The organism is Campylobacter hyointestinalis subsp. lawsonii, from assembly GCF_013372165.1.
GTDB lineage: Bacteria > Campylobacterota > Campylobacteria > Campylobacterales > Campylobacteraceae > Campylobacter > Campylobacter lawsonii.
The window spans coordinates 344,565-359,028 of the sequence record NZ_CP053828.1 but is presented as its reverse complement, the minus strand read 5'-3'; the positions used below and the strand labels follow the sequence as shown (position 1 = coordinate 359,028).

Sequence of the window (14,464 nt, the reverse complement as noted above, 5' to 3'; positions counted from 1 at the left end):
CCTAAAGTTACAAAGATTTATTCAAAAGCTTTGCTTTTTCATAAATCATAAACTAAGGTATTTGCAACTTGTCAATCCCTCAAACCTAAACAAGCTTGATTGAGCTATATTTCTTTTACTAGTAGTTGTGAGACTTACTAGTATTGTACTCTAGAAAGGAGGTGATCCAACCGCAGGTTCTCCTACGGTTACCTTGTTACGACTTCACCCCAGTCGCTGATTCCACTGTGGACCATAACCAGTTTGGTATTTGGGCTTCGAGTGAAATCAACTCCCATGGTGTGACGGGCGGTGAGTACAAGACCCGGGAACGTATTCACCGTAGCATGGCTGATCTACGATTACTAGCGATTCCGGCTTCATGCTCTCGAGTTGCAGAGAACAATCCGAACTGGGACATATTTTATAGATTTGCTCCACCTCGCGATATTGCGTCTCATTGTATATGCCATTGTAGCACGTGTGTCGCCCTGGGCATAAGGGCCATGATGACTTGACGTCGTCCACACCTTCCTCCTCCTTACGAAGGCAGTATATTTAGAGTGCTCAGCCAAACTGTTAGCAACTAAATACGTGGGTTGCGCTCGTTGCCGGACTTAACCGAACATCTCACGACACGAGCTGACGACAGCCGTGCAGCACCTGTCTCTAAGTTCTAGCAAGCTAGCACCCTCTTATCTCTAAGAGGTTCTTAGGATATCAAGCCCAGGTAAGGTTCTTCGCGTATCCTCGAATTAAACCACATGCTCCACCGCTTGTGCGGGTCCCCGTCTATTCCTTTGAGTTTTAATCTTGCGACCGTACTCCCCAGGCGGTATACTTAATGCGTTAGCTGAATTACTGCCCTGACTAGCAGAGCAACAACGAGTATACATCGTTTAGGGCGTGGACTACCAGGGTATCTAATCCTGTTTGCTCCCCACGCTTTCACGCATTAGCGTCAGTTGAGTTCTAGCAGATCGCCTTCGCAATGGGTATTCTTGGTGATCTCTACGGATTTTACCCCTACACCACCAGTTCCATCTGCCTCTCCCTCACTCTAGATTATCAGTTTCTCAAGCAGTTTAATGGTTAAGCCATTAGATTTCACAAAAGACTTGATAATCCGCCTACGCGTCCTTTACGCCCAGTGATTCCGAGTAACGCTTGCACCCTCCGTATTACCGCGGCTGCTGGCACGGAGTTAGCCGGTGCTTATTCGTTAGGTACCGTCATTATTCTTCCCTAACAAAAGGAGTTTACGCTCCGAAAAGTGTCATCCTCCACGCGGCGTTGCTGCTTCAGGGTTTCCCCCATTGAGCAATATTCCCTACTGCTGCCTCCCGTAGGAGTCTGGACCGTGTCTCAGTTCCAGTGTGACTGATCATCCTCTCAGACCAGTTATGCGTCATAGCCTTGGTGAGCCATTACCTCACCAACTAGCTGATACAATATAGTCTCATCCTATGCCGAGAGCTCTTAATAATACATATAAAAAAGTTTTAAAATTACTTTTATTAATCTCTTTTAAAGAAAATATTTTTAATTTAAAAACTATTTTATAATTTAGAATTTTTACAAAAATCTTTAAAAGCTAACTGCTTCACTTTTTCTTGCCTTACTTATGTAAAGCTTCAAAAAAGCTCATTGTTATCTTTTTAGCTTTTTGTTTTAAAATCCATTTTATATGCATTATTAAGAGCTACTTTCCCGACTTAACTTGTGTTAAGAAGGAGTATGGAGTATTAGCAGTCATTTCTAACTGTTGTCCTCCAGCATAGGGCAGATTAACTATACATTACTCACCCGTGCGCCACTAACTCATAAGAGCAAGCTCTTACTTGTCCGTTCGACTTGCATGTATTAGGCACGCCGCCAGCGTTCACTCTGAGCCAGGATCAAACTCTCCATTTTTATGTTCTTTAACGCGTCAGCAAAGCTGCCGCTAAGAACCAATCCCTAAAGACAAAGATTGCTTACGCAATCTAAATTAAGGATTTTATGTTGAAGTTTTAATCTAAAAACTTAATTATTTGTAACTATTAAATTAGCAATTAATAATTAAAATTGCTTGGCTCAATCGATCACTTGTTTAGATTTCAAAGATTGACTATAAAAGATAGTTTAACATTTATAAATTTAAAAAACATCGAAAATAAAAAAAATGATTTCTAACTAGAAGAGTTAAAAGGTGTTTCTCATTTCGTGAGTTGGAATTATATAAGAGTTAAGCTTAAATATAGATTAAATATGCTTAACAATTGAGAAGTTTTTTGTTTTTTGTGGTGGGGGGGGATATCAAATTTAAATATTTATTAATATAAAGTATTAATACAAGGCTATACTTTCTTTTATCTTTTATGATAATAGATATCATTTTATAATATAAATTTAAGTCAAATTTGGTTACTATTTGAAAATTATTTTCAAATAAAGGATGTTTTGTGAGAGATTTTAATAAATGGATAGGTATAAAAACAAAGTAACTTTTGCGGTATTTTGTTTTGCAAGAGTCGTATAGCACTAAAAATACGACTCTGCCAAATTTAATACCGAATGAGATGAGTTTAGATCTCGATTTAAACTAGTTCAAATTTCTTTTTTGATATTATCCAAAATAAAATTTTGGAAAAAATATGCAAAAATATATTGATTTATTAGATAAAAATGGTCTTTTAAAGATAATAGACAAGCCTTGCGATATAGATCTTGAGATAGCTCATCTAAGCTATGTAGAAGTTAAAAAAAATAACTCAAAAGCTCTACTTTTCACAAATCCTACTGATAAAAACGGAAAAAAATTTGCCCCTGTTTTAACAAATACTTTTGGAAGCTTTAAAGCTTTAAATTTAATACTTAAAAAAGATAGCAACGAAATAGCAAAAGAGATAGAAAAACTACTAAAACCGACGAAACCTTCTACATTTAAAGAAAAAATAGATTTTTTCACCTATCTTTTAAGCTTAAGATCGGTATTTCCAAAACGTTTAAAAACTAAAGGCGTTTCTCAAGAGTGCGAATTTAAAGAGCCAAATTTATATGATCTGCCGATACTTAAAACTTGGGAAGAAGATGGCGGAGCGTTTGTCACGATGGGTCAAGTTTATACAAAAGATCTAGACTCAAATACGCAAAATTTAGGTATGTACCGCTTGCAAGTCCATAGCAAAAACGAGCTTGGAATGCACTGGCAAATTCACAAAGACGCTGCTCATTTCTTTCATAAATATAAAAAAGCGGGTATTAAAATGCCAGTAAGCGTAGCGATTGGGGGCGATCCGCTATATATATGGTGTGGTCAAGCTCCACTTCCAAAAAATATTTTTGAGCTGATGCTTTATGGATTCATCAGAAAAACTCCGGCAAAACTAGTTAAATCTCTCACAAACGATATTTTTATTCCATATGACGCAGACTATGTTATAGAGGGATTTGTAGATACAAATAGACTAAAAGACGAAGGAAAATTTGGCGACCATACAGGATTTTACACGCCAGTAGAACCATTTCCGGTTATGGAAGTTACAAAAATAACTCATAAGAAAAATCCTATCTTTCACGCAACAGTCGTCGGAAAACCGCCACTTGAAGATAAATTTATGGGATATGCAACTGAGCGGATATTTTTGCCACTTTTACAGACTAGTGTGCCTGATTTGATCGATTATAAAATGCCTGAAAATGGGGTTTTTCATAATCTGATTTTAGCTAAATTTAATGCGCTTTATCCAGCTCACGCTACGCAGCTTATGCACGCGTTTTGGGGAGTTGGACAGATGAGTTTTGTAAAACACGCCATTTTTGTGCCATCAAACGCGCCTCGTCTTGATGACTACGAAAATCTTACTAAATATATTTTAAACCGTTTTTCACCACAAAGTATGCTGATAACTAGTGGTATTTGCGACCAGCTTGACCACGCTAGTTCAAATGCTTGTTTTGGTGGCAAACTAGGTATCGACGCAAGTAATGATAACTCATCAAGCGCACCAAATTTAATAAGCGATGATGAGTTGCTAGTTAAATTTAAAAGTATAAATAAAAATATTTTAGAGTTAAAGCAGTATTTTTTAGATACGAAAAACCCTATTTGTTTTATTAAATTTGATAAAGATAGGCTAGTAAAACAGGTATTTGATGAGCTTAAACCATTTGATGAACACTTTAAAATACTGATTTTTGTAGATATTAGCTCAAGGCTTGAAAATCTATATATGCTTGTTTGGAGAATAACAAACAATATAGATGCAAAGCGCGATATTTTCATACGAAACGAGCTTGTTTGCATAGAAGCTACTAGCAAATTTGAGCTTGATGGATACACTCGCGAATGGCCAAAAGAGACGAACTGTTCAAGAGAAGTCATAGAAAATCTTATCAAAAAAGGCGTTTTAGAACGCGATGAAGAGCTGTTTGAAAAATTTGAGATATTTGGATAGATGATGAAAATAGCGATTTTTGACTCGGGCTTTGGTGGTCTTAGCCTTTTAAATGAAGCTTTGAAGCGCTTTAGTGGCGTAGAATTTATATATTTTGCCGATAACGAAAATGCACCTTATGGCACAAAAAGCAAAGATGAGATAATCCGCCTTTGTTTAAACTGCACTATGTTTTTGACTAAATTTAATATAGATATGATAGTCATAGCTTGCAATACAGCTACAAGTGCTGCTATAACTGAGCTTAGAAGTAGTTTTTCAGTGCCTATAATAGGAATGGAACCTGCTATAAAACTAGGAGCAAACGCCGGTGGTGACATACTTGTAGTAGCTACGCCCGCTACCATAAACGGAAATAAATTATCAGACCTAATCCATAAAGTAAATTTAGAAAGCAAAACGCATCTCTTAGCCTTGCCAAAACTCGTAGAATTTGCCCAAAATATGGAATTTAATAGTGAAGAGATTTTGAAATATTTAAAAGATGAAATATACAAATTTGATTTATCAAACATAGATTTACTAGTGCTTGGATGCACTCATTTTAACTATTTTAAAGATAGTTTTAGAGCTATTTTACCAGATAAAATCGGCATAATAGACGGCATAAATGGTACGATAAATCAAATGATACGCAGACTAGGAGGAATTAGCAAATTTGGCGATAAAAACTCTATAAGATACATATCTTCAACGAAAAATTTAGACATAAAAGAGATAGAACCTTATCTAAAAAGACTTGATATAATGAGAGAAATAAACTAAATTTGCATTACAAATATGCAAAAATAGCAAAAAACTACACTTATAAATTTAAAAATTTGGGCTAAAACTAACCCAAATTTATTCATATTGATTTATGGTTTTCTTATGATAAATCTAAGAGTTGGGCCATCTTGTTCTATGGCTAAAACCTCAAAACCGCGGTTTTTTGCATCAACGGGGATAGAGTTTATCGCTTGAGGGCAATCACAAAGCACCTCTAAAACCTCGCCCTTTTTTAGCTGTGGCAATGCCTCTAAGGTAGCAATGGCTGGCATAGGACAAGCCTCGCCTTGGATATCAAGGCTATAAGTTATTTCATAATTAGCTTTCATTAGTAGCCTCCTTTGGCAAAAAATCGTTTTTTATAAGCAAAAATCAGCGCAACGCAAAGCAATAAAAGTCCAACATTTAATGTAAGTCCTGGCAAAGCACCAAACTCATTTAAAAATTGAATCTTCGGACCAGATTTGATCCAATCTGGAATTTGGTCGTAAATAATCGCTAAAATAGCAGTTCCGGCGAAATTTGATACGCCAACTATCATAAAATGCATCTGTCCCTCAGCTGCCCTATAAGTCCATCCGCATTCGCAACCTCCTGCAAACACGATACCAAAACCAAATAAAAACGCACCCAAAGCCACAGCGACAGAGAAACTCCTAACAAAAGCCGAGTAGCCATTTAGCATAAGCACAAAAATTATAAATGTCGCAATAAGCATGCCATAAAATGCTCCCTTTGCGGCATTATCACGACCAAACAAAAACAAATCGCGAAAGCATGATGTAAAGCATACTTGACCACGCGATATAACAAAACCAAAAATAAGCCCAAAAATAAGCCCAAGCGGCAAAAAGCTAGATTTTACGCCTAATTTAAACGGCTCTGTAACGATAAAAAGATAAACAAGCCAAACAAGCGTGGCAATCAAAACCACCACGCCATATCTAAAATGGCGTTTTGCGCGTCCTTTGTCATGCTCGATGCCTTTACCATTTATACCACACTTTTCAAGAGTAGCTTTTGGCATAAAAATTTTTAGCTTACCGACCTTTGTGGCACACCAAATACCAAGCACCATAAACACAGCAAATTCCCAAGTATGCAAAGAAAAATACGGAAGTCCGGTGAAAAAATCAAGCAAATTACAACCAAAAGCAAGTCTAGCACCAAAACCTGAAAGAAGACCTCCAACTATAGCTTGAAAGATGCGTATGCGGCTAGCTGGCAGGCGGAATTTAACCTTATTTGCAAAAAGAGCCGCCACCAACGCGCCAATAAACATACCTATAAGCACAAGCCCTTCATAGCGAGTAAGCGGACTGCCCGAGAGATTTGTCATTTTATAATAGCTGTATTTGCTAGTATCAAGCCCAAAAAGCTCCAAAAACTCGCCGCCCCAGCGCGTCATCTCACCAGTTACTTGCCAACCAGTACCAAAAAACCCAAAGTAAATAGAAGCTATGATGCCAAGTGCTATCATAGACTTTGCAGTGTCCCAAAAATACACAAGATATTTTTGTTTGAATTGATTTAACGCAGAAATCATCGATTAACCTTTAAATTTGTTATTTGCCAAACTGACAACTTTAAGGTTGTAATTGTAATAAAAAATAAATTTAATATTACTTAAATAATTAAATTTGATATGAAAGCAAAGGATGTAAATTTAGCCTTAGTTTGGACTAAATTTCTATATTTTTATCTCACTATCGAGTTTATTTTATCCGCATATCTGCTTATTATTATGATTAAAGTGTCATCATAGATGAAAGCTATGATGAACAAAATATCAAATTTATCATAGTTTTACGTTAATTTTACGCACGAATTCTACAATTACATAATATTTTAAGCAAAGGAGAGGCGATGGCAATTTCTAGAAGATCATTTTTAAAAACGAGTGCCGCCGTTGGAACGTTAGCAGCGTTTGAGGCGAATTTAGGTGCGAATTTGACATTTTCAAAATCAAACTCTAAATTTGTTCCAAGCGTATGCGAGATGTGCTCTACTCGCTGTCCTATTGAAGCAGAAGTAGTAAATGATAAATGCAGATTCATTCAAGGCAATCCAAAATTTGGCGCCAACAAGACATCTGTTTGCGCGCGTGGCGGAGCTGGAGTAAATCAACTTTATGACCCAAAACGTATAGTAAAACCTCTCATTAGAGTCGGTAAAAGAGGTGAAAACAGATGGAGAGAAGCGTCATGGGACGAAGCTTTGAACTTATGCGCTAAAAAGCTTGGCGAGATAAAAGATAAATACGGTCCCCAAAGCGTAGTATTTACTTCTAAATCAGGAGAAAGTCATACTCAAATGATGAATTTCGCCTGTGCTTATGGCAGTCCAAATATATTTTCTCACTGGTCTTGCTGCCCGATAACATACAATATGGTCTTAAGCCATACTTATGGAAGCGGACTTAGTAGAGACTTTGCAAATTCAAAATACATAGTAAATTTCGGGCATAATCTTTTTGAGGGTTTAGTGATCTCAGACACGAAAAAAGTCGCAAAATTTGCAAATAGAGAAGATACTAAACTACTAGTTTTGGAGCCTAGATTTAGCGTGATGGCTTCTAAAGCGGACGAATGGTTACCAGTAAAACCAGGAACCGATCTAGCATTCTTAATGGCGCTCATCCACGTATGGATAAGAGACTCTAAATACGATAAAGATTTTATAGATAAATACACAATAGGCTTTGAAGAAGTAGCAAAATCAGTCAAGCAAACTTCTCCTAAATGGCAAGAAAATATAACTGGTATAAAAGCAAAAGACGTCGAAAGAATAGCCGATGAAATTTGGCAAAAAGCACCACAAGTCATAATCGACTGGGGACACAAAACCACGACTACAAGAGCCGAATACCAAAGAACAAGAGCCATTGCTATAGCAAACGCACTAATGGGAAATTTCGAAAAACGTGGCGGAATTTACTTCTCAAAAGACGCAAAAACATTTAATAAACTCTGCGGAGAAGAGCTATTTCCTACATTAGCAAATCCAGATGCTGGATTTAAAATACCAAAAGGACAAAGGATAGATGGTTGTGGCGAGGAAGGTCATAAGCACGAGTTTATCTCACGAAAACACGGTGTTTTGATGGACATAACTCCTGCGATCTTATCTCAAAAACCATATCCGGTAAAAGGTTGGGTAAATACGAGATTTAATCATCTCATAAACGTAGCTGGTACAAACGAAACGATAAAAGCTATAAATGAGCTAGATTTTGTCGTTTCTATAGATATATATCTAAACGATTTTTCAAATTTAGCAGACGTCGTTTTGCCTGAAGCTACGTATCTAGAAAGAGATGAGAGCATACAAAATAAATCCGGCACAGCTCCTGGATATTATATGAGAAATAAAGCAGTAGAGCCAATAGCAGGTACAAAAAGCGGCTACGAGATATTTAGAGAGTTGGCTCGCATTATGAAAATAGACAAAGACTATACTTGGAACAACATAAGCGAATACAGAATGGCTCAAGCAAAAGGAAACGACAAATTAGTAGCAGATCTCATAAAAAACGGATACGTTAGCTGGAAAGTTCCACAAGTATATTATAGAGAAGCTAAATTCGTCAAAAAATTTGTAGAAGCTTATCCTAACGCCGCTAAATTTGTTGATGAAGATGGGCTTATGAGCTCACAAGTCAAATTTAAAACTCCAAGCAGCAAGATAGAACTATTTTTACCCAATATCGAAGCTAAATTTCCAGGAGAAGGTTGCCTAAATGCAAATAATATGGACGTATATGGCGGGCACGAGCTCTGTTTGATGAGCGGAAAAACACCTATCCATACAAACGGACATACTCAAAGTCTGCCTATACTAAATGATCTGATGAGTTATTCTCCTGTATGGATAAATCCAAAAACAGCAGGGAGCAAAGGCTTAAAAAATGGTGATAACGTCATTTTGAAAAACAAATTTGCGGAAGTAAAAGCAGTTTTGATGGTAACTGAGGGCATTAGAGAAGACACACTGTTTATCTATCACGGATTTGGTCACGCAACGCCAGATTTAGATAATATAAACGGCGTAGGAACTAACCAAAGCGTTATCTTAAATCCAGATGATGGCGTTATATGCGGGACCATGGTCACAAACGTCGGCGTAGATATAATCAAAGCTTAGGAGTAAAAAATGAAAAAATTCGTAATGGTTCATGACGAAAATTTATGTATAGGCTGCCAGGCTTGCTCAGTTGCATGCAGAAATGAAAATAACGTCCCTAGCGGCGTTTTTAGACTTCAAGTTAGAGCAAATATGAGCGGCGTTTTTCCAAAACTCAAAACAGACTTTGTAAGACAAAGCTGTGTGATGTGCGAAGATAGCCCGTGCGTGAGCGTATGTCCTACAGGAGCTAGTTTTAAAACAGAAAATGGCATAACACTCATAGATGAGCGACTTTGTGTTAGCTGTAAATACTGCATTTTAGCCTGTCCTTATGACGCAAGATTTGTAGATCCTATCACAAAAGCCATAGGCAAATGTACGTTTTGCTATGAAAACAGACTAATGGAGGGCAAAAAGCCAGCCTGTGTAACCGTCTGTCCAACAGACGCACTTGTATTTGGAGATGCAAGAGACGAAGAAAGTGAAGTTAGCAAACTCATAGCTAGAAAAAATGTCCAGTATCCAAAAGCTCATTTAAATACAAAACCTAGCCTTGGATTTATAAAAAACACAAAAGGAGGACGCTATGAATAATATGTGGGGAAGCATCGCGCAATACGAGACGATCTACTGGCCGTGGCCGATCGCGGTTTATCTTTTTTTAGCTGGACTAAGTGCTGGAAGCATCATAGTTTCCTTGCTTGTCAAATGGAATAAACACGAAGACAATACAAACTCTATCTGGGACGCAATGGTAAAAGCAGGAGCCTTAATAGGACCTATCGCGATATGCCTTGGACTCGGACTTTTGATAATCGATCTTGGCAAACCGCTAAGCTTTTACTGGCTTTTGATAGCTTACAATATAAAATCAGTGATGAGTATAGGTGTTATCTGTCTTTTACTTTATACTCCGTTTGCATTTTTATTTACAATGATGATATTTGAAAAAGAGATAAACGAATGGAAGTTTTTAGCTTTTCTAAGACCTCTTACTAAATTTATCCGTTCTTTTGCAAAAATATCAAAAAATATCGAATATATACTTTTTTTCTTAGCTATATGCGTTGCTATGTATACTGGATTTTTGCTTGGCGCTATAGAAAAAATTCCGCTATGGAACACTCCTATTTTGCCGATACTCTTTTTAGTATCTGGTTTTTCTAGTGGAATCGCAGCAAATATACTTATCGGAATGATGTTTTTCAAAGGCTCACTAAATAAAGATAGTATAAAATATCTTCTAGTGCTTGATCTAAGAGCTATTTTATTTGAAATACCGCTTCTTATAATACTATTTTTAGGATTATATCTAGGTGGATCAGCAGAGTTTGCAAATATGGCACTCAGTGACGCTCTATACGGTAAGATATTTTGGATAGGAGTCGTAAGTATCGGGCTTTTTATCCCAGTCATTATAGCCGCAACTGCTCTTAAAAACCATGCTTATAAGCCGCTTTATATCATCATAAACTCAGTAGTAGTTTTGATAGGAGTCGTGGTGCTAAGGTATTATATAGTGTATGCTGGACAAGCACTTATGTGAGATTTAGTATTTTTCAGTAAAATTTGGCGAATATATTTTAATTCGCCAAATTGGAGACTACTTTGAAGATTTTACTTTTAGAAGATGATTTTGAGTACCAAATAAGCATAAAAGAGTATCTACAAAGCTTAGGATACGTGGTAGACGCAGCAAATGATGGCGTAGAAGCATGCGATAAAATAGCCGCAAACAGATATCATTTGCTGATATTAGACATCAAAGTTCCGGAAATTTCCGGATTTGATGTTATAAAATATGCAAAAAGTCTAAATTTACAAACCCCCATAATGATAATGACGTCTTTGACAAATATAGAAGATATCACTACTGGTTACGAACTCGGCTGTAACGAGTATCTAAAAAAACCGTTTAATCTAGCAGAGCTTAAATTTCGCGTAAATGAGCTTATGAGAAAATATTACGCAAAAAATGATAAAAATATCATCAAAGTAGCGACTAAATTTGACTACGATACGGCATTAAAACAGCTAAAAAAAGACGATGCGATTATAAATTTAAGCCAAAAAGAGATAAATTTGATAGATTTTTTGCTTAGCAAAGTAGGATCATTTTCAACTATTGACGAGATAAAATACGAAATTTGGGACGATAAAGATATAGATGACGCAGGTATAAGAGTACATATACGAAATATTCGCTATAAAACAAGCGATGATTTTATAGTATCACATAGAGGGCTTGGTTATAAAATAAATGTTTGATCAAGTAAAAATACCGCTTCTAGCCACTGTGATCTTGATGCTTCTTTTTATAGCGCAAGGTTTTTGGACTATCAAATTAAACATAAAAAGTGAACAAAACAAAGACATAGCGATGCTTGCAAAAAAGAGCGCGGTTTTAAGCAAAAATTTGTCAAATTTAGACAATCAAAATAGCTTGATATATGAATTTGCACTTTATGATAGCAACGAGAACATCATCACGTCAAAACTCAGCAAAAATCCACCGAACTTAAACTTTCAAGTTTTAGTACAAAATGGCTTTATATACTATAAAACAGCTATATTGCAAGATCAAAAAACATACTTTTTAGTAGTAGCTAAACAGCAAAATTGGTACAAGATAGGGCTTATCAGTACACTTATTTTTATAGGCACTATAATACTTGTTTTTATATCGATTTATTTCATATATCAAAGCACGCTTAAAATTCATCAAAGACAAAAAAAGATGATGAATTCGTTTTTCAACGACGCTATGCACGAGTTAAAAACTCCACTTGGCGTAGCAACCTTAAATTTAGATATGCTTGAAATTCGCAATAAAAACACTCATCGCATCAAATCAGCTTTAAAACAGATAAAAATGACTTACGAAGATGTCGAGTTCTTCATAAAACATTCTTATGAAAATTTCCCGAAAAAGCCGATAAATTTTTCATATTTTTTAGAGCAAAGAGTAAGGTTTTTAACAACTATAGCAAACTCAAAAGATATAAAAATAATATCCAAAATAGAGCCAAATTTAGAGATATTTATGAGCGAAATAGAGCTTACTAGACTAAGTGATAACAACATATCAAACGCTATAAAATACTCAAAAAGTGGTAACGATATAGAGATATATTTGACAAAAGAAGACGGTTTTGTAGTTTTTAGCGTAAAGGATTATGGTAAAGGGATAAAAGATACAAAAGCGATCTGGCAAAGATATGCTAGAGAAGATCTATCTGTAGGCGGATTTGGACTAGGACTTAACATCGTCGCTAATATATGCAATAAATATAATATCATTTATAACGTAAGCTCAGTGCTTGGTAAAGGTAGCACTTTTACATACAAAATCCCAGCTTTTAAAGAAAAGCTCATAGACAAACTCAATACTCAGTCAAACCTAGTCTAGAAGCGGCATTATCGCTATAGTGTAGCACTACGTAACCGACTTTATTATTTAATATATCAACAATAGGCTTTGAGTAAAAATAATCTTGTCCGGATTTCATAAAATTTAAATTTTCAAAATCAAACCTACGTAAATTCGGAAGTAAATTTATATTTGCGATATTTTGATTTAGTATGTAGTATTTCTTTAGCAAGCTCTTATCTATATTTGTTATACAATCACTATCAAAGCTTTTATTTAAAAGGATGAATATATTTAGTCCTTGCGACCAAGCTATATTTTCAAGACGGGAAAAATCCAACAATACTTCGATACTTCCAACAAATTTATTATCTAAAAATACAGGAGAAATTCCGCGTATAAACATACCGCATCTTCCAACTTCGATACCGGCTATGGGCTGCATATTTTTTTTGACGTCATTTAGCATATATCTAAACCCACTTAGATTATCACCAAATTTAGTCTCGTCAAAGCTCCTTGCAAGGCTTTTTGTATTAGCATCGTGCATATGGATACGGATATTTTTATAGTTAGGAACTTGACTTAAGATACTAGCAAATTCCTTTGCGCTATTCATACAATAATTATGATCTCCGCTCTCATAACAGGTTCTTATATCACTGTTTTTAGAAAGAAGTATAGATATAGCAAGTGCGTTTAAACGCTCATTCTCAAGTGCGTTTATCATAAGCTCAGCATTTAGATCAAAATATTTTTTGATATTTTGATCTTTTTGAGTTTGCAGATATTTATAATAAAATCCGCATAAGATGAGTAAGCAGACAAATATAAAAAGCAAGAAAAGTTTAAAAACTTTATTCAAATTCATCTTCCAAATTTTTAGATACTATCACTATTTTACTAAATTTAAAAAGCCTAAACACGATTTATTACTCAACAGTAACGCTCTTTGCAAGGTTTCTTGGCATATCTACGTCATTTCCTAAACGTACTAAAATTTCCAAAGCAAAAATTTGATATAAAAGCAAATGATATAAATTTAATCACCCCATTTCTCTCAAGGCTTGATGAGAAAGATCTAAGTAGATAAGCCGTGGGATATATACTTAGATCATTATAAGCTATCTATTATTTAATCTTTTATATCCATCACAACCAGCTTGTAAGCCAAAATCACACGCCTTGCCATAATACTCCTTAGCCATAGCGTAATCTTGTCTTAGACCTTTGCCTTGTGCGTATAAGATGCCAAGCATTAAGCAACCACCTGGATACCCACCATCACAAGATTTTTTAGATAGCTCAGCTGCTTTTTGGTAGTTTTGTTTTACGCCTGTGCCATCTGCGTATGAGGCGCCAAGAAATCTGCAACCTTGTAGATCTCCACCATCACAAGCTTTTGTAAATAGCTCGGCAGCTTTTTGGTCGTTTTGTTCGACGCCTATGCCTTCTGCGTATAAGAGGCCAAGAGCGCCGCAACCATTTGCATCGCCACCATTGCAAGCTTTTTTAAAGAGTTCAGCAGCTTTTTGGTAGTTTTGTTTGACGCCTTCGCCATTATCATATAGCTTTCCAAGAGAAGAGCAAGCATCCATATCGCCATTATCGCAAGAGCTTTCTAGCTTTTTAGGATCCATGTCCTTAGCCACAACCACTCTAAAAAGTAGCTAAATAGTCCAAATAATCTTTGTCATAAAATCTCCTTATATTATAAATTTAAAACTCAAATAAATTTAGGCTTAAAATTCAAATCTTTAGCCACAACCAAGCTAAAAAATAG

The 14,464-nt window shown here is 35.8% G+C and carries 11 protein-coding genes, 1 rRNA gene and 1 pseudogene; 7 read left to right on the top strand and 6 right to left on the bottom strand.

Annotated features, from left to right (window positions below):
- Positions 1–154: 154 nt before the first annotated feature.
- A 16S ribosomal RNA gene (locus tag CHLWT_RS01915) occupies positions 155–1,893 on the bottom strand.
- A gap of 722 nt (positions 1,894–2,615) precedes the next feature.
- Here CHLWT_RS01915 and CHLWT_RS01910 point away from each other — a divergent pair.
- Together CHLWT_RS01910 and murI are read left to right on the top strand one after the other, a co-directional pair.
- Positions 2,616–4,418 carry a menaquinone biosynthesis decarboxylase gene (locus CHLWT_RS01910; protein WP_112000586.1) on the top strand — a complete coding sequence of 601 codons (1,803 nt, stop codon included), beginning with the start codon at positions 2,616–2,618 and terminating at the stop codon, positions 4,416–4,418.
- Positions 4,419–4,421: 3 nt separating this feature from the next.
- Positions 4,422–5,183 (top strand): glutamate racemase, encoded by a 762-nt coding sequence (murI, locus tag CHLWT_RS01905; RefSeq protein WP_112000587.1) that lies wholly within the window; start codon positions 4,422–4,424, stop codon positions 5,181–5,183.
- A 92-nt stretch (positions 5,184–5,275) separates the two neighbouring features.
- On the opposite strand, the gene yedF is transcribed toward murI, so the two are convergent.
- Both yedF and yedE read right to left on the bottom strand, forming a co-directional pair.
- A complete protein-coding gene (gene yedF / locus CHLWT_RS01900) occupies positions 5,276–5,515 on the bottom strand; it encodes a sulfurtransferase-like selenium metabolism protein YedF (protein ID WP_111970814.1) in 240 nt (79 codons plus the stop codon).
- A complete protein-coding gene (yedE, locus tag CHLWT_RS01895) occupies positions 5,515–6,732 on the bottom strand; it encodes a selenium metabolism membrane protein YedE/FdhT (protein WP_112000588.1) in 1,218 nt (405 codons plus the stop codon). Before yedE ends, yedF begins: the two co-directional genes overlap by 1 nt.
- A gap of 320 nt (positions 6,733–7,052) precedes the next feature.
- On the opposite strand from yedE, the gene phsA reads away from it, so the two are divergent.
- The 5 genes from phsA to CHLWT_RS09375 all read left to right on the top strand — a co-directional run bounded on the left by phsA (position 7,053) and on the right by CHLWT_RS09375 (position 12,720).
- Positions 7,053–9,329: a thiosulfate reductase PhsA gene (phsA, locus tag CHLWT_RS01890; RefSeq protein WP_112000589.1), complete on the top strand. Its 2,277-nt coding sequence runs from the start codon at positions 7,053–7,055 to the stop codon at positions 9,327–9,329.
- A gap of 9 nt (positions 9,330–9,338) precedes the next feature.
- Positions 9,339–9,905, top strand: a complete 567-nt coding sequence (locus tag CHLWT_RS01885) for a 4Fe-4S dicluster domain-containing protein (RefSeq protein ID WP_059427473.1) — start codon at positions 9,339–9,341, stop codon at positions 9,903–9,905.
- The gene (gene nrfD / locus CHLWT_RS01880; RefSeq protein ID WP_063998653.1) at positions 9,898–10,857 is read left to right on the top strand and encodes an NrfD/PsrC family molybdoenzyme membrane anchor subunit; all 960 of its coding nucleotides are present in this window, start codon (positions 9,898–9,900) and stop codon (positions 10,855–10,857) included. Before CHLWT_RS01885 ends, nrfD begins: the two co-directional genes overlap by 8 nt.
- A gap of 62 nt (positions 10,858–10,919) precedes the next feature.
- Positions 10,920–11,579 (top strand): response regulator transcription factor, encoded by a 660-nt coding sequence (locus CHLWT_RS01875; RefSeq protein ID WP_059432046.1) that lies wholly within the window; start codon positions 10,920–10,922, stop codon positions 11,577–11,579.
- On the top strand, positions 11,572–12,720 hold the full coding sequence (locus CHLWT_RS09375; RefSeq protein ID WP_244948784.1) for a sensor histidine kinase: 1,149 nt from the start codon (positions 11,572–11,574) through the stop codon (positions 12,718–12,720). The genes CHLWT_RS01875 and CHLWT_RS09375 overlap by 8 nt, the downstream gene beginning before the upstream one ends.
- Here the strand turns inward: CHLWT_RS09375 and CHLWT_RS01865 are convergent.
- The 3 genes and pseudogenes from CHLWT_RS01865 to CHLWT_RS01860 form a co-directional block, all read right to left on the bottom strand.
- Entirely contained in the window at positions 12,695–13,546 is an 852-nt protein-coding gene (locus CHLWT_RS01865) for a cache domain-containing protein (RefSeq protein WP_170253219.1), read from the bottom strand. The two genes, CHLWT_RS09375 and CHLWT_RS01865, sit on opposite strands and share 26 nt — an antisense overlap.
- Positions 13,547–13,613: 67 nt before the next feature.
- Positions 13,614–13,694 (bottom strand): annotated as a pseudogene (locus CHLWT_RS09655) (hypothetical protein); the annotation flags it as partial.
- A gap of 111 nt (positions 13,695–13,805) precedes the next feature.
- Positions 13,806–14,333: a tetratricopeptide repeat protein gene (locus tag CHLWT_RS01860; RefSeq protein WP_151062170.1), complete on the bottom strand. Its 528-nt coding sequence runs from the start codon at positions 14,331–14,333 to the stop codon at positions 13,806–13,808.
- Positions 14,334–14,464: the final 131 nt, after the last annotated feature.